The organism is Chryseobacterium sp. HNCC26DJ241 (assembly GCF_057180505.1).
Genome location: NZ_JBXUGL010000013.1, coordinates 20,336 through 45,621, shown reverse-complemented (window position 1 = coordinate 45,621; position 25,286 = coordinate 20,336). Strand labels below are relative to the sequence as shown.

Annotated in this window: 24 protein-coding genes; 6 read left to right on the top strand and 18 right to left on the bottom strand. The window is 33.1% G+C overall.

Annotated elements, in window-relative coordinates; all coding sequences use genetic code 11:
- Positions 1-17: 17 nt before the first annotated feature.
- The 4 genes from AC2A1C_RS08195 to queA form a co-directional block, all read right to left on the bottom strand.
- Complete coding sequence (locus tag AC2A1C_RS08195) at positions 18-890, bottom strand: hypothetical protein (RefSeq protein WP_484025140.1); 873 nt, start codon at positions 888-890, stop codon at positions 18-20.
- Between the two features lie 124 nt (positions 891-1,014).
- The gene (locus AC2A1C_RS08190; RefSeq protein ID WP_484025138.1) at positions 1,015-1,929 is read right to left on the bottom strand and encodes a sterol desaturase family protein; all 915 of its coding nucleotides are present in this window, start codon (positions 1,927-1,929) and stop codon (positions 1,015-1,017) included.
- A 24-nt stretch (positions 1,930-1,953) separates the two neighbouring features.
- On the bottom strand, positions 1,954-2,988 hold the full coding sequence (gene rlmN, locus AC2A1C_RS08185; protein WP_484025136.1) for a dual-specificity RNA methyltransferase RlmN: 1,035 nt from the start codon (positions 2,986-2,988) through the stop codon (positions 1,954-1,956).
- An 80-nt stretch (positions 2,989-3,068) separates the two neighbouring features.
- Positions 3,069-4,118: a tRNA preQ1(34) S-adenosylmethionine ribosyltransferase-isomerase QueA gene (gene queA, locus AC2A1C_RS08180; protein WP_484025134.1), complete on the bottom strand. Its 1,050-nt coding sequence runs from the start codon at positions 4,116-4,118 to the stop codon at positions 3,069-3,071.
- 187 nt (positions 4,119-4,305) lie between these two features.
- Here queA and AC2A1C_RS08175 point away from each other — a divergent pair, with 187 nt between their 5' ends.
- Together AC2A1C_RS08175 and AC2A1C_RS08170 are read left to right on the top strand one after the other, a co-directional pair.
- Positions 4,306-4,998 (top strand): AIM24 family protein, encoded by a 693-nt coding sequence (locus tag AC2A1C_RS08175; protein ID WP_484025132.1) that lies wholly within the window; start codon positions 4,306-4,308, stop codon positions 4,996-4,998.
- Positions 4,999-5,131: 133 nt separating this feature from the next.
- Entirely contained in the window at positions 5,132-5,326 is a 195-nt protein-coding gene (locus AC2A1C_RS08170; protein WP_484025130.1) for a hypothetical protein, read from the top strand.
- 72 nt (positions 5,327-5,398) lie between these two features.
- Here AC2A1C_RS08170 and AC2A1C_RS08165 read toward each other — a convergent pair whose 3' ends face one another.
- Genes AC2A1C_RS08165 through AC2A1C_RS08145 form a run of 5 tightly spaced genes read right to left on the bottom strand, consistent with a single transcriptional unit; the run spans position 5,399 to position 9,217 of the window.
- Positions 5,399-5,887: a DNA-deoxyinosine glycosylase gene (locus tag AC2A1C_RS08165; protein WP_484025128.1), complete on the bottom strand. Its 489-nt coding sequence runs from the start codon at positions 5,885-5,887 to the stop codon at positions 5,399-5,401.
- A 7-nt stretch (positions 5,888-5,894) separates the two neighbouring features.
- Complete coding sequence (locus tag AC2A1C_RS08160) at positions 5,895-6,446, bottom strand: hypothetical protein (RefSeq protein WP_484025126.1); 552 nt, start codon at positions 6,444-6,446, stop codon at positions 5,895-5,897.
- A gap of 13 nt (positions 6,447-6,459) precedes the next feature.
- Positions 6,460-8,454, bottom strand: coding sequence for a S9 family peptidase (locus AC2A1C_RS08155; RefSeq protein ID WP_484025124.1), 1,995 nt, complete (start codon positions 8,452-8,454; stop codon positions 6,460-6,462).
- Between the two features lie 17 nt (positions 8,455-8,471).
- Positions 8,472-8,870 carry a hypothetical protein gene (locus AC2A1C_RS08150; RefSeq protein WP_484025122.1) on the bottom strand — a complete coding sequence of 133 codons (399 nt, stop codon included), beginning with the start codon at positions 8,868-8,870 and terminating at the stop codon, positions 8,472-8,474.
- Entirely contained in the window at positions 8,867-9,217 is a 351-nt protein-coding gene (locus tag AC2A1C_RS08145; protein ID WP_484025120.1) for a phage holin family protein, read from the bottom strand. The genes AC2A1C_RS08150 and AC2A1C_RS08145 overlap by 4 nt, the downstream gene beginning before the upstream one ends.
- A gap of 159 nt (positions 9,218-9,376) precedes the next feature.
- On the opposite strand from AC2A1C_RS08145, the gene AC2A1C_RS08140 reads away from it, so the two are divergent.
- The gene (locus AC2A1C_RS08140) at positions 9,377-9,679 is read left to right on the top strand and encodes a Ku protein (protein ID WP_484025119.1); all 303 of its coding nucleotides are present in this window, start codon (positions 9,377-9,379) and stop codon (positions 9,677-9,679) included.
- A gap of 10 nt (positions 9,680-9,689) precedes the next feature.
- On the opposite strand, the gene AC2A1C_RS08135 is transcribed toward AC2A1C_RS08140, so the two are convergent.
- From AC2A1C_RS08135 to AC2A1C_RS08105, 7 genes are all read right to left on the bottom strand, one after another.
- Positions 9,690-10,550: an SDR family oxidoreductase gene (locus AC2A1C_RS08135; RefSeq protein WP_484025117.1), complete on the bottom strand. Its 861-nt coding sequence runs from the start codon at positions 10,548-10,550 to the stop codon at positions 9,690-9,692.
- Between the two features lie 36 nt (positions 10,551-10,586).
- Positions 10,587-10,997, bottom strand: a complete 411-nt coding sequence (locus AC2A1C_RS08130; protein ID WP_484025115.1) for a cytochrome C — start codon at positions 10,995-10,997, stop codon at positions 10,587-10,589.
- A 271-nt stretch (positions 10,998-11,268) separates the two neighbouring features.
- On the bottom strand, positions 11,269-12,261 hold the full coding sequence (locus tag AC2A1C_RS08125) for a cbb3-type cytochrome c oxidase subunit II (protein ID WP_484025113.1): 993 nt from the start codon (positions 12,259-12,261) through the stop codon (positions 11,269-11,271).
- A 65-nt stretch (positions 12,262-12,326) separates the two neighbouring features.
- A complete protein-coding gene (locus AC2A1C_RS08120) occupies positions 12,327-14,078 on the bottom strand; it encodes a cbb3-type cytochrome c oxidase subunit I (RefSeq protein WP_484025111.1) in 1,752 nt (583 codons plus the stop codon).
- A 273-nt stretch (positions 14,079-14,351) separates the two neighbouring features.
- Entirely contained in the window at positions 14,352-14,726 is a 375-nt protein-coding gene (locus AC2A1C_RS08115) for a hypothetical protein (RefSeq protein ID WP_484025109.1), read from the bottom strand.
- A gap of 103 nt (positions 14,727-14,829) precedes the next feature.
- On the bottom strand, positions 14,830-15,300 hold the full coding sequence (locus AC2A1C_RS08110; RefSeq protein ID WP_484025107.1) for an Lrp/AsnC family transcriptional regulator: 471 nt from the start codon (positions 15,298-15,300) through the stop codon (positions 14,830-14,832).
- Between the two features lie 137 nt (positions 15,301-15,437).
- Positions 15,438-20,210 (bottom strand): translocation/assembly module TamB domain-containing protein, encoded by a 4,773-nt coding sequence (locus tag AC2A1C_RS08105; RefSeq protein WP_484025105.1) that lies wholly within the window; start codon positions 20,208-20,210, stop codon positions 15,438-15,440.
- A gap of 4 nt (positions 20,211-20,214) precedes the next feature.
- Here AC2A1C_RS08105 and tsaD point away from each other — a divergent pair, with 4 nt between their 5' ends.
- From tsaD to AC2A1C_RS08090, 3 genes are all read left to right on the top strand, one after another.
- Entirely contained in the window at positions 20,215-21,237 is a 1,023-nt protein-coding gene (gene tsaD / locus AC2A1C_RS08100) for a tRNA (adenosine(37)-N6)-threonylcarbamoyltransferase complex transferase subunit TsaD (protein WP_484025103.1), read from the top strand.
- A 138-nt stretch (positions 21,238-21,375) separates the two neighbouring features.
- Positions 21,376-21,738, top strand: a complete 363-nt coding sequence (locus AC2A1C_RS08095; protein WP_484025101.1) for a four helix bundle protein — start codon at positions 21,376-21,378, stop codon at positions 21,736-21,738.
- Positions 21,739-21,779: 41 nt separating this feature from the next.
- Positions 21,780-22,481, top strand: coding sequence for an RsmE family RNA methyltransferase (locus AC2A1C_RS08090; protein ID WP_484025099.1), 702 nt, complete (start codon positions 21,780-21,782; stop codon positions 22,479-22,481).
- A gap of 39 nt (positions 22,482-22,520) precedes the next feature.
- Here the strand turns inward: AC2A1C_RS08090 and AC2A1C_RS08085 are convergent, their stop codons facing one another.
- Both AC2A1C_RS08085 and AC2A1C_RS08080 read right to left on the bottom strand, forming a co-directional pair.
- Complete coding sequence (locus AC2A1C_RS08085) at positions 22,521-24,374, bottom strand: zinc-dependent metalloprotease (RefSeq protein WP_484025097.1); 1,854 nt, start codon at positions 24,372-24,374, stop codon at positions 22,521-22,523.
- A gap of 111 nt (positions 24,375-24,485) precedes the next feature.
- Positions 24,486-25,163, bottom strand: coding sequence for a TrmH family RNA methyltransferase (locus AC2A1C_RS08080; RefSeq protein WP_484025095.1), 678 nt, complete (start codon positions 25,161-25,163; stop codon positions 24,486-24,488).
- Between the last annotated feature and the right edge of the window lie 123 nt (positions 25,164-25,286).

Below are 25,286 nucleotides of genomic sequence, written 5' to 3'. Positions count from 1 at the left end.
AAAAAGAAAATTGAAAATCAGAATTTATTCTTTGGTACAAAATAAAAACTTTGCTTTTTGATTCCAAGAGGAGATTTAAAGGCTTCCCCGGAAATATAAATTCCTTCTTCATTCACCGAGATTCCCTCAATTTGTCCCACAGAAAATGCATTTCCGAGAAAATATTTTGCAGGACTTTTTGAAAAGAAAATACCTGGTTCAGATTCGTCAAAAACTTCAAGATATACTTCTGCACCTTTGGTATAACCAATCAGATACAGTTTTTTATCAAAATAAGAAGCATCGGTAATTACAAAATCGGTCTTGAAGGATTCTATTTTTTGAGCAGACTGATTTTCTAAAATTTCAGGATCGATAATATAATGAGTAGTCGATTTTGAAGCCCATTCTTTGGTAAAAACATGAAGTTTTCCGTTTAGAAAAATCATAGCTTCTGCATCAAAATCAGTGTTGAGATTTTTAGGTGCAAAATCGTTCTGTTCCGGATAATAAAAAGAAATGGTTTGTATAGAATCCAATTTTAAGGAATCATTCCGGAAAGGAATTTTGTACATTTTCAAATCCTTTCGTGTTCCGGCATTATTTCCAAAATCTCCAATATAAAAGTTTTTTCCGTCATTTACTAGAGCTTCCCAGTCTATATTCTTTAATCCTGTCTGCAAAATTTTCAGAATTTTTCCGGAGTTCTTGTCAATTTCAAAGATTTCAGAAGTATTACCGCTATCATTAAAGGTGTACAATTTTCCATCAAAAAAATCTAATCCTGATGTTTCCTCTATTTTATCATCCAAATACGCTATCCTGTGTTTTCTAATTCTAAGGAAATCCGTTTGCTGAGCAAAAATAGAAATGGAATTGAAAAAGATAAAAAATAAAATTACGGTTCTCATTAGTTAAAAAATAGCTAATCTATAAACGAAAAATACCATTGAAATTATTCTACAAAATGTAAACGAAGAACTTGTTATTCATTTTATAAGAACCAATTGAAACAGCTTTTAAATAAGATAAAATTTACTTCTTCCTATTTTTCTTTTGCCAATATTCTTTTTGATATTGCTTTACCGTTTTTCCGGTTCCATCATGTCTCCATCCGGGAGAATTGAAAAGATAATTGAATCTATCTAAAATCCTTAATTTTGGCTGCATCATGTCATTCCATATTTTTCGCCATTCGTATAAAACAGTGGTTATATATCCTTCATCCGGCATTTTTGGATAAATTCCAAATTTCACGGGTACTTTATCGTCTTCCGCTTCAAATGTTCCGAAAATTTTATCCCAAAAAATAAATACTGTCCCCATATTTTTATCAAGATACTTGATGTTACAAGCATGATGAACACGGTGATGAGAAGGCGTTACCAAAATATACTCCAAAAATCCCATTCTTTTCACTGTTTGCGTATGTACCCAAGTTCCGTAAACCTGCCCTATTGCATAGCAAACCAAAATATGCCACGGATTGAAACCTAAAAGTGCTAAAGGCGAAAACATAATGTAACGATAGATCGGCTCAAAAACTGAACTTCTGAAACCTGTCGTAATATTGAAATATTCCGAATTGTGATGGGTAATGTGTACCGCCCAAAAAAACCGGGAACGATGACTAAGCAAATGTATGAGATAATAGGCAAGATCCGTGAATACAAAACACGCAATCCAATAATACCATGTCCAAGTATCAAACGTAAACAATTTGTACTGAAACACAAAAAACATCACTGCAAGGTACATCGCTTTGGAAAGCAAATCTATCCCGAAATTGAGCAATGCCAAATAAATATTCATTAAGATATCTTTGCCGTTGTACAGCTTTTCTTTATTAAAATTGCTGTAAATCATCTCTCCCAAAATTACAACAATATGAAAAGGTATAGCTAACTGATAAATATTTGCAAGGCCGTTTTCTCCTAAAAATTCTTTCATTTTTTAGTTTTTTGTCATTCAGATTTATTCCGCACTTTTGTTTGCCAATTGTCCACAAGCTGCATCAATGTCTCCTCCTCTACTTTTTCTTACCATTACCGTAATTCCTGCTTTTTCCAATTCATGGACGTATTTTTCTTCGGCTTTTATACTTCTATGGTCAAATTTACCTTCACCGATCGGATTGTACTGAATTAAGTTTACTTTACTCGGAACTTGTCTGCAATATTTTATCAATGCTTTGATATCTTCATCACCATCATTAATTCCTTTCCAGACACAATATTCAAAAGTAATGACAGAACCCGTTTTCTGATACCAATATTTCAAAGATTCCATAATATCTGTCAATGGAAATTTTTCTGAAAAAGGCATAATTTCATTACGCTTATGTTCAATAGCAGAATGCAGAGAAAGTGCAAGTTTCACTTTTAGATTTTCATCTGCGAGCATATTAATCATTTTCGGAATTCCAGATGTAGAAACAGTGATTCTTCTTGGCGACATTCCCAAACCTTCCGGTTTAGTAATTTTCCGAATGGCTTCCACTACATTTTTATAGTTCATCATTGGTTCACCCATTCCCATAAAAACAATGTTGGAAAGCGGCCTGTCAAAATATAATTTGCTTTGTCTGTCGATAAGCGCAACCTGATCTACAATTTCCGCCACTTCCAGATTCCGCATTCTTTTGAGCTTTGCTGTTGCACAAAATTCACAATTCAAAGAACATCCCACTTGTGAAGAAACACAGGCTGTAGTTCTTGTTTCGGTAGGAATTAATACGGATTCTACCATCAAACCATCATGAAGTTTTACTCCATTTTTGATAGTTCCGTCAGAAGATTTTTGTAAAAGATCGACAGCAATCGGATTAATGATAAAATCTCTGGAAAGATTTTCTCTCAAATTTTTTGAAAGATTCGTCATTTCTTCAAACGAATGAAGATTTTTACTCCAAAGCCAATCGTAAACTTGCTTCGCACGAAAAGGTTTTTCACCAATAGTTTCGAAGTAGTCTTTGAGTTGGTCGAGGTTTAAAGTTCTGATATCTTTCATAATTTTGGTTGATCGTTGATAGTCGATAGTTGTCAGAAAATAAGAAACTATCAACTGACAACTAAAAACCAACAACTAATTTAGAGAATCAACATTGCGTCTCCGTAAGAATAGAATTTATATTTTTCTTTGATTGCTTCTTCATAAGCATGCATCACAAAATCTCTTCCTGCAAATGCTGCAATCATCATAATCAAGGTAGATTTCGGGGTATGAAAATTGGTAATCATTGCATTGGCTACACCAAAATCATGAGGAGGATAAATAAATTTATTGGTCCATCCTTGGAAAGGTCCTATTTTTTTATTTGAAGAAACAGACGTTTCAAGTGCTCTCATTGTGGTGGTTCCTACAGCACAGATTCTGCGTTTTTCTTCAACTGCTGCATTTATAATTGCTGCATTTTTTTCATCAATAATTACCTCTTCGCTTTCCATTTTATGTTTAGAAAGATCTTCCACTTCGATAGGATTGAAAGTTCCCAAACCAACATGAAGTGTGATTTCTGCAAAATCAATTCCTTTGATTTCCATACGCTTCATCAAATGTTTTGAAAAGTGCAAACCAGCAGTAGGAGCAGCAACAGCACCTTCTACTTTTGCATAAATGGTTTGATATCTTTCTGCATCTTCCGGTTCTACTTCCCTTTTAATATATTTTGGAAGTGGAGTTTCTCCAAGCTCCTTCAGTTTTGCACGGAATTCTTCATAGCTTCCGTCGTACAAAAATCGTAATGTTCTTCCTCTGGAAGTAGTATTATCTATTACTTCCGCTACCAAAGATTCGTCTTCAGTAAAGAATAATTTGTTCCCGATTCTTATTTTTCTTGCAGGATCTACCAGAACGTCCCAAACACGGGTTTCTTTGTCCAATTCTCTTAAAAGGAATACTTCTATTTTAGCACCGGTTTTTTCTTTATTTCCATATAAACGTGCAGGAAAAACTTTCGTGTTATTGAAAATAAATAAATCTTTTTCGTCGAAATAATCTATTACATCTTTGAAAAGACGATGTTCAATAGTTTCGGTTTTACGATTAAGTACCATTAAACGTGCCTCATCTCTTTGTTCTGAAGGATGTTCCGCCAAAAGTTCCGTAGGCAGATTGAAATTGAAATCAGATGTTTTCATTTTTTTAAATTACGGTTTAAAAATTAATACAAATTACAACTTGTAATTTTCAGCGTGCAAATATACAACAATGAAAACCCCTTTGTCAAGTTTTTATAGCTTTACTATATTCAGCAAATTTTATTTTCTTTTTTTTAATATTTAACCAAAAAAAATAACTATTTTGGTTACCTAAAAAAAACAAATTATGAGCAAGTATTCTTTAGATGCCTTTGTAAGTGAGACAAAGGAAAATTCCCAAGAAAGAGATTATTTTGAATTGGAAAAACCCCAATTATTGGAAATCAATCTCAACAATCAAACTGTATGGACAAAAGCCGGAAGTATGGTAGGCTATGTTGGAAGCATCAATTTTGAAAGACAAGGCATGCTTTCCGGAGGTTTAGGAAATTTACTAAAAAAAGCAATCAGCGGTGAAGGTTCTAAGCTAATGAAAGCTGAAGGAACCGGAAGGTTGTATGTGGCAGATGCAGGAAAAAAAGTTCGTGTACTTTATTTAAACAATGAGGCTGTTTGTGTGAATGGTAATGATATTTTAGCTCACGAACAAAGTGTGAAAAGTGACATCACTATGCTGAAAAGTATTGCCGGAGTAATGTCAGGAGGTTTGTTTCAGGTAAAACTTTCAGGAACTGGACATATTGCGATTACTACTCATGGCGATCCTTTAACTTTGATGGTAACTCCTGATAATCCTGTTTTTACAGATCCTAATGCAACAGTAGCTTGGTCTGGAAATTTAAGCCCAGAACTGAAAACGAATGTTTCGCTAAAAAGCCTTATTGGAAGAGGTAGCGGAGAAGAATTCCAGATGAAGTTTTCAGGAAACGGATGGGTTTTGATACAGCCTTATGAAGAAATATACGTTGTACAAAAATAATTGATAAATAAAAAGCATTTATAACACGCCAAAATATATAATTCACTATTTTAATAAATTCTTTTTTAAATAAAATGAAAAATACTTCAATTTATTTTTATATTTTGGATTAATAAAACTAAATTTTTACAAAATGGAACAGAAAAAATCATTTTTACAAAAGTTTAAAAACAAATCTATTACAAAAGCTAAAAGTCTTGTTGTAACAGGAGGAGGAGACTCTGCTTCTACTACCAATTCTACTACTTCTACTTCAACAAATTCTTTAGGAGTCGGATATTATTCAGTATTGGTTGAAAAAGGTATATTATGTGAAAAACCAAAATAATTGTATAGTATTTACTAAAAAGAAAGCAAGAACGGTTTCGTTTTTGCTTTTTTTAGTAGGAAAGTATAAAGTTCATTTCACAAATTGTAAAATCTTTCTCCAGTCTTCGAGCTTTCTCTCAAAGAAAACAGTATGAAGTGGACTCGTAGAGGGCAACAAAAATATGGGAAGCTTGAAGTTTTTCCCTAAAATTTTCTGTAGGCTTTTATAGGATTTCCCACCATTACAAAAAATTACTTCAATATTCGGATGCTTTTCTAAAAGTTCTGCAATCTGGTTGGTTTCTTCATTTCTAATCTCCGAGTCCAGACTTCCTTTTCTTTCACAAGAATCTATAACGTCCCAAAGTGCAATTTTACTTTTCTTTAAAACAGAAATTTTTTCCGAATAATCTTCCGTAAATTCTTCATTGAGTAATTCAAATATAATTTTCCAAAATTTGTTTTGCGGATGAGCATAATATTGTTGCTTCTCCAAAGATTTCACTCCCGGAATGGAACCTAAAATCAGTATTTTGGAACTTTCATCAATAATAGGTGGAAAAGAACGGATTCTTTTCATTTCAAATCTAATTTTTGTCCAATTTGTTCCAATATTCTAAAATTTCTTCTTTTACTGCTTCTGGAAGAGTTTTAAAATTTTCAGAATAAGTATCTTTTTCATAATTATCCGTAGCATCGGAAGTGATCTCATAAATCTGATCTCCTTTGGAAAATAAAAGATGTACAGACTTCTGTTTAAAATCATAATCATTGAAAGAGTAAATGAACAATGCATCTACACTTTTGTCTTTATCATAATCTGCAAATGCCTTTCTGGAACCCCACGAACTGATAATTCCGTCGTAGCTGAGTTCCTTCTTAATTTTCAATTTCCATTGGTTTCCTTCTTTAACAAACCTTTGAAAATACATTTTATCCTGTTTTGCTCCTTTTTCAATTTTAGAAAAAATGAAAACATTTTCTTCATGATCAGGAGAATAGGCTTCATCTACCTGAATAATTCTCGTTCCCTGATATGGAAAATTCGAGTAAGAATCAGGGTGTCTTGTCACAGTTCCGACTTGGGAATAAAACAATAGTGATCCAAAAATAGACGGAAATAAAAACAACTTTTTCATCATTATATATTTTTTATAAAGTTTCTTTCAGCCATTCAAAAAATTCACGTTGCCAAACTAAACCGTTTTGCGGATGTAGAACCCAGTGATTTTCATTCGGGAAATATAAAAATTTGGTTTTAAGACCTCTTAATTTTGCAGCCTGAAAAGCCTCCTGTCCTTGTTCATAAGGAACTCTGTAATCAATTCCACCTTGAATTACCATAATCGGTTTGTTCCATTTTTCTACAAAATTACTTGGATTGAATTCTGTATAGGCTTTTGGAGTCGGTTTATCAAAAGGTGAACCTAAATCCCAATTTGCAAACCATAATTCTTCCGTAGTTAAAGCCCAAGATTTCATATCAAAAAGTCCGTCATGTGCAATAAACGTTTTGAATCTGTTTTCATGAATTCCTGCCAACATAAATACACTGTAACCACCATAACTTGCTCCAACTGCTGCCATTCTGCTTCCATCAACATAAGGTTGAGATTTTGCAAAATCTGTAGCAGCCAGATAATCTTTCATTACTTGACCACCCCAATCTTTAGAAATATCTTCGTTCCATTTTGTTCCCCAACCCGGCATTCCACGACGATTTGGTGCAACTACAATATAACCGTTTGCCGCCATCAATCCAAAATTCCATCTTGTGCTGAAAAATTGTGTCAATGCAGATTGCGGACCACCTTGACAATATAAAAGTGTTGGATATTTTTTGTTTGGGTCAAAATTCGGTGGATAGTGAAACCACACTCCCATTTCTTTTCCGTCGGTAGTTTTTACCATTTTCAGTTCGGATTTTCCGGGAGTTAAATTTGCATAAGTATCTTTATTTACTTCTGTTATTTGCTTTAAACTTCCGTTTTTAAGATCGACTGAAAAAAGATCCGCATTGTGATTGATGTCCGTTTTCGTAACCAACAATGAATTTTTATTCAAAGCGAAAATTTCATTTACATCAAAATCGCCTTTTGTGAGCTGTTGAATTTTTGAAGTTTTAGGATCCAAAGAAAACAATTGTTTCGTCCCTTTGAAAGCCGAAGTAAAATAAATGATTTTGGAATCGGCTGTCCAGAAAACATCTCCGGTTACGCTTTCGTCCCAATTTTTGGTAAGATTGGTAACGTTTCCGGAATTCCAATCCAAGATTTTCAGATCATTTTTATCCGCTTCATAACCGTCTCTTTCCATACTTTGCCAAAGAAGAGATTTTCCATCCGGACTGAATTTCGGATTTACATCATATCCTTTGTTGATTTCTGTTAAATTTTTAACCGTTCCCAAAACCAAATCATACGCAAAAATATCGGTATTGGTAGATTTTGCATATTCTGCACCACTTAAAGGTTTGGTTACGTACAATAATTTGGAAGAATCCGGACTCCAGATAAAATCTTCACTTCCACCGGAAGGTCTTTGTGGAGAATCCCACGTTTTTCCTTCCAGTAAATCTTTAGCTTTGTCTACATTTTCAGAAACATTTGCTACAAAAACATGGTTGTATTTTCCTTCATTGAAATAATCCCAATGTCTGTGATTCAAGTCTGTATAAATTTGGGCTGTAGTTTTCGGAACATCAGAATATTTATCCTTTCCCATTAGTTTTTCCACTAAAACCTGCTTACTGAAAGCAATTTTTTTTCCATCAGGAGAAATAACTATATTATCAACTTCACCAATGGTATAGAAATCCGACCATGTTTTACCTCCATCTTTTGAAAGATAAATCTTGTCTCCTTCCTGAGCATAAATTCCGTTTTTATCCCACTGAATAAGAGATTTTTTACCTAAATCAATTTTTGAGGAAATTCCGTTCAGTATATTTAATGTGAAATTTTCGCTTTTGGTTTTTTCGGTCTTTAAATCTACCTGACCAACTTTATAAATTAGAGAAGACTGATCCGGTGAAACTGCCTGAACTCCTAATTTTTTCAGAGTCCACATAATTTCCGGCGTCATTACTTGTTGTGCATTCATTAGAAATGGTGCTGTAATAGCAATTATTGTATGTTTTAGTTTCATTTATTAGAATTATATAATTATTTTTTTCGTTTTTTTTCTGAAGTCACCTTTTTAATTTCTGAAAGATTGGAATAAATCCAGTCTTCTATCTGAATGATAAAATGATTTCTCCTCAAAATCATTCTGCAAAGGTAAATTACACCACCAAAAACAACAGCAAGAATCAATGAAAATATCCCAAAACTTGTGGCAATGCTCCATCTTTGTTCTTCATTCAAAACCAAATGAAATTGCCTCGAAACCCAATCCAAAAAGATCTTAAAATGTAAAAAACTTTCCAGAAAAAGTCCGATTCCCAAAACCAAAAAGAAAACCGCCAAAATACAGGATATTACAAATAAAAAACCTACTACAAAAGTATTGGCCGAAACAGACGGCTGATTGTCCAAGAGAGTTTGTAATTCTTTAATTCTCATTTGTCGTCGTCACTTGTAAAAATACCATTCAATAAAGATGTAATAACGGATAAAGCAATACTGAAAATCAGAGCCCACCAAAATCCGTCAATCTTCATTCCGTCTACAAAATAATCTGCAATAAGAACCGTGATCGCATTGATCACCAAAAGAAACAATCCTAAAGTAAGAATAGTTAAAGGAAATCCAAAAAATTTCAGAATCGGCTTAACAATTAGATTTACAATTCCTAAAACAACCGCAAAAATAAGAGCCGTAATAAAATCTTCAATATGAACACCATTCAAAATTTTTGGTAAAAGATAGGCTACAAAAGCAGTAATCAGAAGCCGGATAATTAAATTCATAGTTGCAATATTTTGGTCAAATGTAGCAAATTTAAAGATATTCAAAATCAAAAGTTCGGTAAGAAATTAATTCCTACCTACTATTCCAAATTATATAAACTCAAAAACAAAATTTATAAAGAAACATGCAAGTTTCTAAGCTAATTTTAAACAAAAAATATGAGAGCTATCTGGAGCGGTGCTATTGGTTTTGGACTTGTCAATATTCCCATAAAATTATATTCTGCAAGCAATTCCGGCACTTTGGACTTAGATATGCTGGATAAAAAAGATCTGAGCAATATTAAATTTAAAAGAGTGAATGAAAATACCGGAAAAGAATTAGCATGGGAAAACATTGTAAAAGGTTACAAAATTGAAGACAAATACATTTTGCTCACGGATGAAGATTTTGAAGCAGCAAGTCCTGAAAAATCTAAGGTATTAATACAATTGAAGGCAATTGAAAATCTTGAAAAGTAAAAACTGATAATCAACCATTTATAATTTCACCTCCATTAGGATGCAAGACCTGACCTGTAATGGAAGATGCATCATCACTTGCAAGAAACAAAAAACAGCTGGCTACTTCATTGGGTTCTCCTGCTCTTCCCATTGGTGTATTACTTCCAAATTCTGAAATTTCTTTTTTCGTGAACGTAGAGGCAATAAGAGGTGTCCAAATTGGTCCCGGTGCAACTGCATTCACACGGATTCCTTTTTTTATCAAATTGGAAGAAAGACTTCTTGTAAATGAAAGTATTGCCCCTTTTGTTGCTGCATAATCCATCAAATGATCGCTTCCTCGATATGCAGTAACGGAAATCGTGTTGATAATGGAGCTATTTTTTTTCAAATACGGAACAGCAAATTTTGTGAGCCAGAAAACGGAATAAAAATTTGTTTCAAAAGTAGTTATCAATTGCTCCGTACTAATATCAAGAATACTTTTGGCTTCCCAGTGCGTTCCTGCATTGTTGATGAGAATATCTATTTTGCCAAAATATTTTATCGTTTGCTCAATAATTTTTTTACAATTCTTTTCTTTACTGATGTCACTTTTTATGAGCATACATTTTACATCAAAATTTTCTACCTCTTTTTTTGTATTTTTTGCATCACTAATCTCGCTAAGATAAGGTATTACAACATCCGCTCCTTCTTGTGCAAAAAGCAGAGCAATGGCTTTTCCTATCCCACTGTCTCCACCTGTAATAATAGCTACTTTATTTTGCAGTTTTCGTTCTTTTTGCTTTTTAGGTAAAGAATCGGGTTTTGGCATTAGTTTATCTTCATTGCCTGGTTTGGTTTGCTTTTGCAATGGACGTATTTGTTTTCGGTCTTGATTATCCATATTTCGCATATTTATGATTCTAAAATTGGAATTGGATTATTGCAGAAGATGCGCACTTGTTATTTCATAATACACTGCCCAACCTGCAAAAAGAATAATAATGATCCAAATCCAAATAGGAATGGTTTGTGGCGTTTCGCTGCCGTTGATAATAAAACTCTTTTGATTACCCTTGTCATAGGCATTAATCATTAATGGTAAAACACCATCTACAACATCCTGATTTTTTAGACCTTCAACACTTATAGAAGGACCATTAGCAACAGTAAAATTTATTTTCCTTATACCTTCTTTTCCTAAAGGAGATTTGCTTACAATTTTCAGGACATGTTCTCCATCGGTAAGTTTTCCAGTATCGAAATCAAAAACAATAGGCGTTTCTAATTCTGCAATGGGATGCTGTTCGTCATCTATAAAAAGAAGCACCTTACTTTTATCTTTAGTCATGACATTTAAAATTTAAAAATGGAATATTTAATATGCTTTTTATCTTTTTCTCCGGGGCTAATTAAAAGTTTAACAGAGACTATTAATGAAATTATCATTATCAACGAAACCACTCCCACAATAAGCCAGTCCCAATTATTTTCAGGTCCTATTCCGTGAGTAATATTACGGGTAATTTTCGGCTGTTGAAGTTTGCAGGCGTCACACGCGAAAACAAGATCTGCTATCAATAACAAGACAAAAATTATACTATTTTTAAAACTGATTTTCATCATTGTTTTATTTTATCCATTATTTTTTTTACTTCTTCAGGAGTTACTTTTTTAGCATTATTCCCCCAACTTGTTCTTTCGTGATTCATAATTGCAGCTACATCTTCAGGAGTAAAATTTGCGTTGGTTCCGACAGGAGGCATGGTTGCAAATTCAGGTCTCGGATCGTAACCTTTCATAATAATAGTGATGTATAATTCTAAATTATCTCCTGTAACCACCGGACTGCCCTTCAATGGAGGAAAAGCTCCTGGTACTCCTTCTCCGCTTGCTTGATGACAAGATGCGCAATTAGCTGTAAAAAGTTCAGCTCCATTTGGTAGATTTGCAGCTCCTGTTGATGATTTTTTTTCTTCTTTTTTATATAAAAATTTCGGAATGATGGTTTTATCTTCATAATCTACTTGTTTCAAAGATTTTAAATAGGCAACTAACACTAATGCTTTTTCTGTTGCCACAATTTTTTTGAATTTATTTTTAAGAAATTTTTCCGGAACTTTTACTTCCACATCGCCTTTTTGCAATTCGTCTTTTTCCTCAAAAAGCCATTTGTAAGAAGGCATTATAGATTGCTCTACTGTAGCTCTAGGATTATACAAATGCAATAAATGCCATTCTTCACTTGGTTGCCTTTCGCCAATATTGGTAAGATCCGGACCTGTTCTTTCAGTTCCCATCAATGTGGCAGTATTTCTCCAAAAATCGGTTCTTCTGTTTGCTGCAAAATCTGCAGCTACGCTTGGTCTTTTCCCAAAAATATTATCCATATCTACATTTCTTACCTGTTGCGTATGACAGGCTACACAACCGTTTTCTATATAAACAAGTTTACCGGCTCTTTCCACATTCGTTAATATTTTTGCCTGTTTTGGTAAAGGTTTATTGATTTTCTGATTTTCAATGGCCGGTAAAATAGCAATATTCACCGTCAGGAAAAGGAAAAGAAAAAAAGCTGCTCCAAAAAGCGTTTTATGATTATTAAAAAATTCCATTTCATGTAGGTATTTATTGTTTTTTCAAAAATTAATAGAGAATCACTTCACCGATTATAATAATTTCATTCTGTGTTAAATTCTGTATTCTGGAGTCGTTTTTTAGCTTTCAAAATTTCTGCGGGAGTTCTTGGAATTATAATTTCTTCTTCCTTACTCACCATTTTATAGAAATTATACGCAAATATCAGATGAGAAATCCACATCATTGTTCCACCGATTGCTCTCCAAAGCCAGAAAGGAACCATTTTTGCCACACCTTCTATAAAGGTTTTTTTATCCATCCACATCAACCCTTTTTCTGTAGCTCCGATCATTAAAGATGTAACATAAAATAACAACCCGATAAGAGCCATCCAAAAATGAATTCCTACCCATATTTTAGGAGGTTCTTTTCCTGTAAGCCTCGGAACGAGAGTATAGATAAATGCCCAAAGCATAAAAGTGATAATTCCATACATGGTAAGATGCGAATGAGCTACGGTAAAATCGGTAAAATGCCACAGTAAATTGGTATATCTAAAGGCTTCAACTATCCCCTGAAAAGAACCTGTAAAATAAAAAATAATAGAAATAAAATAAAAAGGAAGTGTATAACTTGTCTTTAGCTGATACCAAGCTCCGTTAAACGTGAAAAGAAAATTGGTAGTTCCTGCTATTAATGGAATAAGCATTCCTACACTTGAGACAATAGCAGCAGTCTGCATCCACCAAGGAATTGCACTGAAAATAAAATGATGAGTTCCTATTAAAGTATAAAATAAAATTTGCGTCCAAAATGCCAAAATACCCAAACTATAAGAATAAATAGGCTTATTAAGCTGCTGCGGAAGAAAATAGTACATCAAACCCAAATTCATAAACATAAACCACATCCCAACAGCCTGATGCATATAAAACCCCTGAATAATGGTTTCTCCGAGCCCGTTTTGCCAAAAAGGAACATATCCTACAAAAGCAATTAGTAAAATATACATCATTGCAGAAACTATGTACCAATTAGAAATATATATTTCCTTCGAAATTCTTTTAGCAATAGTTCTAAAAAAATTATTAAGAGAAATTGCCACTCCAATTCCGAACAATAGCATTATTGGCCAAATATATTCTCTGTACTCACCTCCTCCATTATTAATTCCCGCCATTATAGAAATTGTGCCAAAAAAAACTGCTGCATTCATTAAAATAAGTGAATAATAGCCGTGCTTTATATTAAAAAGTTCGATATTACTCACTCGAGGAATTACATAATACGAAAGACCAACCATCGCTATTGAAGACCATCCCCAAAAAACAATGTTGGTATGAACCGGTCTTAATCTTCCGAAACTCAGCCAACTTGTATGATCTACATCTGGTGCTACAAATTTTATCCCTAAATATTCTCCAACAGAAGTACCAATTATTAGCCAAAATGTTGCACAACCTATAAAATATAAGATTAATTTGCTAAGCTCGGGAGAAACATATTGCTGTAAAGGAACACTCTTTTTTATGGGAAATACCCGAAGTTCCTCTACATCATTTACATTACCTATTATTCCTTTTTCGTCAGATACAGGAAGATTTCCGGAAAGCTCATTTTCAGGAAGCTGAAAAGCAAGTTCTTTTTCTCTTTTTTCAAAACCTGAAACTTCTTCTTTAGAAAGATTTTTTATTTTTTTATTGAATTTTAATAATTCTTTTCGTGCCAATATTTTATTATACACAGACCATAATCTTAAAATGGCAATTACCAAAGCAGCAATAACGGGAAGTACAATAAGTAGTAAAGTAATCTGAATACCAGATTCGCCAAATAAAGAAAGAATTTCCATAACAAATATATTATGGATGAAAAACAAATAAAAAATCTCACTAAAAATCCACAAAATCCGTAGAAATCTCTACAAATATGTGTAGTATTTCACTCTTTGGAAAAGAAAACAATAAGCATTCCTAAAGTGTAAGGAATCGTGATTGTGTAAATATTGGCGACTTTAATGTAAAATTCTGAAAAATAATATCCAAAATCTGTAGGATTTTAAATTTTTCTTATCAAAAGCATTTTGACAAATTATTGTTTTACAGACTTATATATTAGCAAAAAATCATTTGAAAACTTCCCATCTCGGAATAATAACCAATAACCCAGCAGCAAAATAAACAAACAATAGATTAAGGTCTGATAAAAGTGTAGTGGAAAGATAAAAACTGTGAAGCAAAAAATGAAGCAAAACCAAAAATGGAAAAACAATAGCTCCAACTTTTTTATAGAAATAGATAAGAACCACCGAGAAAAAGATAAGAAAATCAACAGAAAAAATAATCCATAAAAATTCCTTCGGAACTCCTGTATCTTCATGTTGTGATAAATGAGCAAGATCCGTATTTACGCTCAGAAAAAAGACAATCAGCATCAAAATCAAAGCAAAATAAAAAGTCCAAGTCCTTTTCATTCCATTTTCATGGTCGGTTTGTTTCATATAATCACAAATTTGTGTTCAAAATTATTTAAAAACTTGTCAGAAAATAAAAAAACTTTTGAAAATTTTCAAAAGTTTTTTTTTTTATTATTTGTCAAATGCATTAGATGGAAACAGCATTAATCAGGCGGTTTTTATCGCTAAGAAATTCTTCCATAGAGATCATACTTTCTGTTCTCATTACATCCTGAATATCATCAATTTGATAGATTATTCTTTTAGCATCATCTGTATTTTTAGCTTTTACTTTACAGAAAATATTATATTTTCCTGAAATTACGGAAGCCTCTATTACATTTGGAATAGTAGAAAGCTCTTTTAATACTTCTTGTGTTCTGTTAGATTTTGTCAAAAGGATTCCTATAAATGCTGTAAAATGATAATCCAATTTAGCATAATCAATATTAAGAGAAGAACCTAAAATAATTCCTGCATCTTCCATTTTTTTCACTCTTACATGTATAGTTCCTGCAGAAACATCCATTTGTTTAGCAATTTCCGTAAAAGGCATTCTGGTGTTTTCTACAAGGAAGTCCAGAATCTTTTTGTCAATTTCGTCTAGTTGATAGTTCATTTTTCGTTGAAGTTAGATTATAAATTTGTTAAAAATTCCTAAGTATTATTGCAAATTTACAAAAAAATAACAAAATTAAAAAATGATTGGAAAAATTAACAATTTTTAACGGTATCAAAAATTTTAATAAAAATTTACTATTTTACTGTATCATTTATAACAGAATCTTTTTTTATTTCAGAATTTTTAGCTTTTGATTTTTTATTTTTTTCTTTTCTTTTAAAGATTGTATTAAAACTTTTGCTATACACCACCCCCATTCCATAGCTTTGGTTAGCACTTGCACTTCCTGTTTGGGTTCCGGTGGACATACCTATATTAGAGGGTTTAGAATATACTCGGAAAATACGTGTTCCGTCATTTTTTTTAGACCAATCATACTCGATAGTTCCTTCTCCGGAAAGATAATTTTGATTGGTATTTTCAGTTTTGGAGATTGGAATTCCAAGTCCTGTTTTTACGGTTATTCTTGGAGAAAGAGCAAAACTTACACTTGCATTAGCTCTGTCTGATGTATTGGAAGCTTCGTTTCCTTTCAGATAATTCAAATCTATCTGAAATTCATTACTAATGGTATTAAGAACAGAGCCTAACTGCTTGAAAAGCATATTATAACCTGATGTTTCCAGAGTACTTCCTACGTTGATGTTAAAATTAGAATTACTGACATTAAAGCTGTTAAGCACCAAAACAGATCCAAACTGAATCACTTTTTCATCTTCATTGGACATTTTTTCAACCAAAGCATCTCTCACTTGGCTGGAAACATCTTGTGCCTTGATACCGAGTTCTACTTTTGGATTATTCAATTTTTGGGTAATATTTGTAGTCAGCAAAACATTTATAGGTGGTAGACTTCCCATATTCAGATATTGTCCAGCATTTGTTACAGTTCTCAAATAATATGCATTAATACCCAAATCCGGAGTCATGGCATCTCCGTCCCATCGAATATTGCTGCCTCTTGCAATTTGAAATTTTCGTTCAAGTATGGCTTTAGAAATGAAAGTTCCGTTATCTACAATATAATTCCCGCTCATAAAAATATTTCCGGCTCTGCTCATTATAAACCTTAATTTATCTGCATTTCCTCTTACCGTAATATCACCAATATCATCTCCTACCAAAACGTTCACTGTAGTTCCTTTATCTACATTTACAGTAAAATCAAGATTCATATTGGCTCCTGATTTTTTCTTTTCTTCAATACTCACTTTTCCTGCTTCATCTTCTTTCAGGAATCTCAGCATCTTGAATTCTTCCACACTGGAAGTAGAATTACTATTAAATGTGAAAACAGAATTATTCAAAACACGCATATTCGGTGTGGAAATATTGAGCGAAGTAACGGGCCCATCAACAAAAAGATCTCCCTGTCCATAAATTTTCCCCCAAAACAAATCGAAATCTTTTTGCTCCGTATCAAGCAGCATCAAATTATCTGCTCTCATTACAAGGTTCACTCCCATTGAAGCTAAAGTTTCAAATTGTATCGCTCCGGAAATAGAACCTTTAGAGTTGGTTCTTCCGTCTCTTACACCAATATCATTCAGAATAGCAAGTCCTTTTGAAAGCGCAATCGTAGTATCATCAAATGAATAATCTACTCCTGTAAAATTCAGTTTCAAACCAAATCCTTTCAAAGCAACATCACCAGTATAATCAACATCTTTCATTGTTCCGGAAACTTTCAAATCTCCGGTTGCTTTTCCTCTCATATTACTGAAAACTCCATTCACAAAAGTTTGAGCAAAGGCTAAATCAAATTCCTTCATTTCTGTTTTCAGATTCAAAGTTGGAGAGGTCGTATTATTATCAATTGTACCTGTTATATGGAGATTATTATTTCCAAGTAATCCAGCGGAAACTACCTTTGCATCAATATCATATACATTAGGAACAGCACTGCTTTTTGCATTTACTATCAGATTTCCCAGATCCTTATTGTTCATTTTGATACCCTCAATGGTGAAATCTACAAGCGGAATAAGATTATTCTTATCTTTTTTTAGCATTATATTTCCATTTGCTAAACCACTGATGCTATTTGGATTTCCAGAGGTCTGCATTTCAAATATTTTGGAAATCTGAAAGTTTTTTGCATTAGCATCCACTTCAAAATCGTCTGCTGATTTGAATATTGAATTTCTAACTAATAACTCACTATTATCTGAAAATATCCGAAGATTTTTAATCAGAAAATCGCCTGTTTTCTTTCGGTAAGTAATAGAATGATTAAGCTCTGTACTGGTATCCACATTCCAGACAACATTATTGAATTTCACCTGAGTCGGCTCAAATCTGAAAACATAATCTCCTACCGAATCTGTAGTTTGATTTACATTTATGGCATATTCTTTCATTTTGTTCTCCAATTCATCCTGAAGACTTCCATGTTTAAAATTTGTAGTAAGATGAAGCAGTTGCCCCGTTTCATTTCTACCGCTTAAAGTAAGATCTTTAAAAATGTTTTGCTTATATTCTAGCCTATCAATTCTGGTAAAAATTTGTTCATTTAAATTTTCGGTATTAATCCTCACAATGAAATTATCAATCATTGCGCTATCTTTAGTTTTCAGATTTTTAGGATCAATTTTGTAATCAGGATTTGCGGCTGCTAAAGCGCGATCTGCATCCGAAATTTCCTCTTGTTTAGTCATAATATATTTCAATCCGGAAGATTCAATATTCAAAACAAGATTATTAGAATCTCCGTTATAACCGGCATTTATAAAAGCTCCTTTTGGTAATTTAAGATTCGGAAGAAAATAGCTTACCAATCCTTGTTCAACTGTGAAATCAGCATTAAATCTCTGTCCTCGGTATAACTTTCTCGGAGGTGGACTCACCAAGATTTTTCCTATTCCATTTTGTATCATTCCTGCCAAATCACCGATATTATATTTACCTGTAATTTGCCCCTGAACAACACCCGGAATATCTGTAGAAACTATTCGATTCCCATTTTCGAAATATGCTTTCACTTTTCCTTTAGCAACATTATATTTCTGTACTCCATTGGAAAAAAGCACATCATTGAGATTCATATCCAAGTTCATATCATTGATATTGGACATTGCAATTTTCCCATCAAGTTTTCCACTAAAATTCTGATTCCCTTTTTGCCCTGAAAAATAGTTAATATTGAGATACGAAATATCCGAATTGATATCTGCAAAAATTTTGGGTTTGCTGAAGTCAATCAATCCTTTTATGTTACCTTTTGCCTGCTCATCATTGATGGTGATAAGTCCGTTGTATTTTTTATGATCCAAAAGACCATTGAGATAAAGATTATTGATTTCTTTATCCAAAATTATAATTTTTGAAATTTGGGATTTTGTTTCCAAACGCATGGTATTGACATCAAAACTTTGTCCCTTCAGATTGAATTTTCCACTGATTAAGCCAACCTGCTTGTTTTTGGTAATTACGGAAGTATTGAGATCATTCACTTCTGCATATCCGGAATATTTTGGCATTGGTGTACTGTAATCGTTCAGATAAAACTGTTTGATTTTTGCCTGCCCGATTCCTGTAATCAAATTTCCCGATGGAATAAAAATTTGTTGAGGAGTCACTCTTGTTGCACCATTATATTTCAGCCTGCCGAAATTATCTGCAAAATTTTTCATTTTTTTAGAAATGAAAGTCGGCATCATTGCTTTGAGTTCTTTATAGGTAAAGTCGGTAGAAATTTTTTGGGATTCTATCAGAAAATTTCCTTTCAGAATGTTTTCGACCCTCATCATATCTGTTCTGATATTGACTTGTGGATTTTTTACAAGAAAATTTTCCAGATAAAATTTATTTAATGGGCCAGTCATTTTTCCGGAAATATTTACCGGATCAAAATTATCCCAATTAGTCACAAAATAACTGATGTCATATCCACTGATCTGGCTTCCCGTTTTCAAATCCATATTCCAGCTGACCTTATTTGCAAAATCTGTCCATTTTCCGTTATTCAGATTGAATTTCAGGTTTCCCTGTAAAAGCGAATGATTGGTATTGAGCGTAAGATCTTCAAGAAGAAGAAATTTTTTATTGACCGTAAGATTCGCTGAAAAAGTTTCCATATCGTGCTTTTTACCCCATCTTTCAGTAGTAAAACGCAGATTATTGATTTGGGCAAAAACATCAGGACCTTTTACACGAAGCTCCGGAACAATAAGATTCAAATTAGTTGCAGTAAGCCATTTTCCGGCTTCTCCACTACTGTTCTGATTTACAATAGAAACCTTAGAATCGTTTATAAAAATTCTAGATTTTAGTTCGAATGGTTTTCTACCTTTTTTTGGAGGACCATTATCAAACAAATCTACAAAACGTATGAAATTGGAAATACTGTCTCCTTTATAAGTGATTACTTTCAAATCCATTTTGTTCAGTGACATGGATTGAAACTTCAAATTTCTGGAATTATTAATAATGGAAAACCAATCAGAATCTGCATATAATTTTTCGGCTTTCAGAAATGGATAATTTTTATAATCCTTTACAGAAACTTTGTAAATAGTAACATCTCCGAAATAATTAACATCAAGGCTGTCGAAATAAATTTTGGTGTGAAGATCATTATTCAGTTTGACCATCACTTTCTGTGCCGCCCAGTTTTTAGTAATCGGAAGATTGACAATAATGATAAAAGCAATAATGAGAGTTAAAAAAAACCAAAAAAGAACTTGCAAAAGTTTTGCCCACCACTTCACGCTTACTACATCTTTTGCAGCCTGTTCTGCAAATTCTTTGGAAGTTTCTACAGGATGCTTAATAACATCACTGGCAAGTTCTGCTGCTTCTTTTACTGTTTCCTGAACATTTTCTACACCTTTATGCACAGACTCTTCGATATTCTGCGATATAGATTTTTTATTTTTGTTCTCGTTATTATTCTCTAAATTTGCCATACGTATGAACGAGCCAATAATTCTAGGTATTGAGTCATCTTGTGATGATACTTCTGCTGCTATTATTAAAGGAAATACAATTCTTTCCAATATTGCTGCCAATCAGGAAATTCACAACGAATATGGTGGTGTGGTTCCCGAACTTGCTTCCCGTGCACATCAACTGAATATCATTCCCGTGATTGAAAAATCAATCTCCAAAGCAAATATACTACAAAATGATATTTCTGCGATAGGTTTTACACGCGGACCCGGACTTTTAGGTTCTCTTTTGGTCGGAACTTCATTTGCAAAATCTTTAGCAATGAGTCTCCATATTCCAATTATTGAGGTCAATCACCTTCAAGCCCACATTTTGGCTCATTTTATCGAGGATGCAAATCCTATGCCGCCCAAATTTCCATTTTTATGCCTCACCGTAAGTGGTGGACACACGATGATTGTTCTGGTAAAACATTATTTCGATATGGAAATTATCGGAAAAACGACTGATGATGCAGCCGGCGAAGCTTTCGATAAAATCGGAAAACTATTTGATTTGGATTATCCAGCTGGTCCAATTGTAGATCGATTAGCAAAAGAAGGAAACGAGAATGCTTTTAAATTTAATAAACCTCGATTAGAAAATTACGATTATTCTTTTAGCGGAATTAAAACTTCTGTTCTGTATTTCATTCAAAAAGAATTGAAAAAAAATCCTGAATTCATTAAGGAAAATTTGAATGATCTTTGTGCTTCCGTTCAGAAAACCATTGTAGATACGTTGATGGAAAAATTGGAAAAAGCATCGAAAGAATTGGGAATAAATGAAGTAGCCATTGCTGGTGGAGTTTCCGCCAATTCCGGGTTGCGAAATGCAATGAAACAAAACGAAGAAAAATTGGGATGGAACATCTACATTCCAAAATTTGAATACACTACCGACAATGCAGCCATGATCGCAATGGTAGCCAAACTAAAATATGAACGAGGCGAATTTGCCGATCTTTCGGTTTCTGCTTCGGCAAGATATGATATGGAAGTTTAGTAGAAGGGATAAAATGTGAAAACGTGAAAATGTAAAAATGTGAAAATGTAAAAATGTGAAAACGTGAAAATGTGAAAACGTGAAAACGTTAAAACGTTAAAATATAGAAGCATAAAAAATTGATATAGATAAAAATAAATGTATACATTTTATTTTGAAAAATTAGAAGTTTGGAACAATGCAAGAACATTGGTAAAATCTATTTATACTATTACCTCTAATTTTCCTGATGAGGAAAAGTTTGGAATTACTAATCAAATCAGACGTGCCACCACAAGTATAACTGCAAATATTGCGGAGGGCTTTTCCAGAAATTCCAATAAAGAAAAATCAAGATTTATAAATATTTCTTACAGCACAAGTATTGAAGTTATTAATTTTTTAATTTTATCAAATGATTTAGGTTTTCTAAAAGATGAAGATTATCATGAATTAAGAAAAAAAACTGAAATTATAACCAACCAATTGAACTCACTCTACAAAACTTTAAATAAATCATAAGCAAATTTGCTTTTTTACTTTTTAACTTTTTTACCTTTACTATGAAGCTTTTTTTTGGCGAAATTTTTCCGGAAATCAAAATACATGATGAAGAACAACAGCATATTGTAAAAGTTCTTCGTTTGCGTGAAGGTGAAGAAATTTTTCTAACAGACGGAAAAGGAAACTTGGCAAAAGGGAATTTGATATTTGAAGGAAAAAAAGTCACACTGAATGTTTCCGAAATTAAAGAAAATTTACCTGAATTTTCATCAAAACTGCACATTGCCATTGCTCCGACAAAAAATATAGATCGAACTGAATTTTTTGTAGAGAAAGTTGTAGAAATGGGAATTTCCGAAATTACATTTTTGCAAACCGAAAAATCGGAAAGGAAAAACATTAATTATGAACGTTTTGTAAAACAATCAATTGCAGCATCCAAACAAAGTCTGAGATTTCATTTTCCAAAAATAAATGATCTTATCAAACTTTCGGATTTTGTAAAAAATGTGAATCCTGCAAATACGTTTGTTGCTCATTGTCACGAAAATCTGGAAAGACAAGAAATGCACAAAATCGAAAAAAATCAGGAATTACTATTTTTAATCGGACCAGAAGGAGATTTCTCTGAAAAAGAAATTACACTTTTAGTAGAAAAAGGAATAAAAGCGGTTACATTGGGAAATCAACGATTAAGAACTGAAACTGCCGGAATTTTTATCGCTGCATGGAATTATGATAAAATAAATAAAGGATGGTAAACTAAACCATCCTTTATTTATAATTAAAACTAAGGAATTTTATTTGTTTACAATCAATTTTTCTGTTTGAACAGAATTTCCTGAACGAATAGTAACAAAATAAACTCCTGTAGAAAGGCCAGAATTGATGGTTTCTACATCCTTATTGTTTTTAACTTCTGTTGTAAAAACCATTTTTCCACTAGCGTCATTAATACTTATCGTTGCATTCTCTTGATAGTTCAATGAATTTAATTTCACAGAAAAATTTCCGTTATTGGATGGATTCGGGAACAATATAAATAGTTTTTTGTTTTTATCCGTTTCTGCTATATTTAATGTAGTAGTTTTAAAAGTTACAGTGTAATCTTCCGTTTGCCCATAATTCATATTGGCACAAGCATTGGTGGAACTTGCTGCGATATCTGATACTACTCTCATTCTTAAAGGAACATTAGTAACAGTAGATACAGGTGCTGTAAAATTTCCGTTCCAAACGGTTTCCGCTGAAAAATTGGCTGCAACATTATTGGCACTTACGGCTAATTCACCTGGTGATTCAAAAGAACCATTGTTATTATAATCGATCCATACTCTTATATTTTGAGGATTTCCAATAATATTTACTTGTATAGATTGCTGCTGCAATACATTTAAATCTGTATAAAATGCCTGATTCAAACAATTTTTTGTTGTATAATCTACATAAAACTGATTACCATTTCCATTATTTTGTCCATCACTTCTGTTATTAATACTTCCTATTTTAACTAAAATAGGACCTACCTGATAATCACCTGCTTGAGCAAGAGATGTAGGACTACAATTTGCAGCAATAGGACTGATAGTAGAACTTGGAGCAGTAGCTCCTAATGAAGTGGTAAGATTTCCCCTTAAAGATAAAAACTGAGCCAAAGCACGATCTCTTTGACCGGGTGTAAATTTTCTTGGTGAATTAGTATAATTCATCACGTTGTACTGAACCCCTTCATACAATGTTCCTGTACAAGCATTCGTATCAGAATTTGAAGGTGTAGGAAACACATTCAGAAGACTTTGTACAGGAGGAGTATCACACACTTTATCATTATCTGTGTTACAATCAGTATTACTAGGACATTGTCCTCCATTTGCATTTGCAGGATCAAAGGTATGGATCAAAGACATTGCGTGTCCAAATTCATGCGCCAAAACATTATTATTTGGTAATGTAACAACAAAAGATTTCATAAATGAATCATACGAATAATCGCTATTTGACGGATATCCAGCCCAACCCATTACTCCATACTGATCTCCCCCATCAATTTTATGAATGACATAAATATTAAAATAAGAAGATTCCGGCCAGTGTGGAGCAATTGCTTTTACTTGATCCGTTGTTGCTCCATTAGCACCTGATCTTTTTACTCCATAAGTATCGTATTCTGGTATTGTTCCTCCATTATATCTTATAATTCCAGTAGTAGCTGTACATTGAGGATTTCTTTTTGCAATAACAAGTTTAATTGGGATCACAGTTCCGCCGTCATTTCCGGGACCTTCCGGATAATATCCATTTCCATAAGTAGTTGCAAAAATTTTATTCGTATCGTCTATCCATGCAGTAATCTGTGCGTCGGTTTTGTTATAATCCGTTCCAATAGCAGCTCCAGTAGGAACTATGACATGGACAACAACCGGAATTTCATATACTGTAGAAACCTTTTTTCCTGATGAGAAATCAATTCCCATTTTTTTCAGATAATTCTGTGCGCCTTCTGCTAAAAGTTTGGCTTCAGCATTTAATCTCGCTTTTTTAATTTCCGTATTTTTGGCTTCAAGTTCTTCTTGAACTTTTGAAGTTTCGCACCATTCCTGAGCATTAAGTCCTATGAAAAGGTTCAAAAGTAGTAATAAATAGATTTTTTTCATTTTGTATTTTTTTTTAATTATTGACACCTCTAAGTTAAGAATAAAAACAACACGTTTAGATACCATCAATTAAAAATTTAAATAAAAACGACAGAAAAAATCATAAAAAAACTACATACTCTTGTATTTTACAATGTAATTTTCTAATATTTCTTGACCACTTCTGATGGAATTCACTGCCCATCGGATCTTCATTTTCAGGAGTTTATCATCAGAAAGTTTATAATCCATACCGGATTTTATAAGTTTTTGCTTTAATTCGTACATACAGATTGCAGCGGCAACAGAAACATTAAAACTTTTTGTAAAACCATACATCGGAATGGCTAAAGTTTCATCGGCGAAGTCAAGAATTTCTTCGGAAACGCCTTCCCATTCTGTTCCGAAACAAAGAGCAAGCGGTTCTTTAATTTCAAAATCCGGAAGTAAGGTTGCATTTTTTTCAGGAGAAACTGCCACAATTTTATATCCCCGATTTTTTATCTCTTTAATTGAGTCTAGATTCCATGACATTTTTTCTACTTCCACCCAAGTATCGGCTCCCTTGGTTACTTTCAGGTTTGGTTCGAAAATATTCTGTTTTTCCAAAGCAACAATTTTATGAAAACCACACGCTTCCACACTTCTCACAATTGCTGCCGCATTGCGAAACTGATAGACATCTTCCATCACAGGAAGAATAAAATCTGAACTTTCTTTGGAATAATGTTCGATTTTCGACAGTCTTTCCTGTGTTAGAAATTGTTGCAAATAAAGATATATCTCTTGTAAATTTTCAATAGAACCCATACTGCAAATTTGCATTTTTTTTCTAAAATAATCCGCTTTGCGTGAGGGATATGAAGGGCGCGACTGAAAGGAGCGGTTATTTTTCCGGGGGAGGTTCGGCTTCGCCGAACCTCCCCCGGAAAA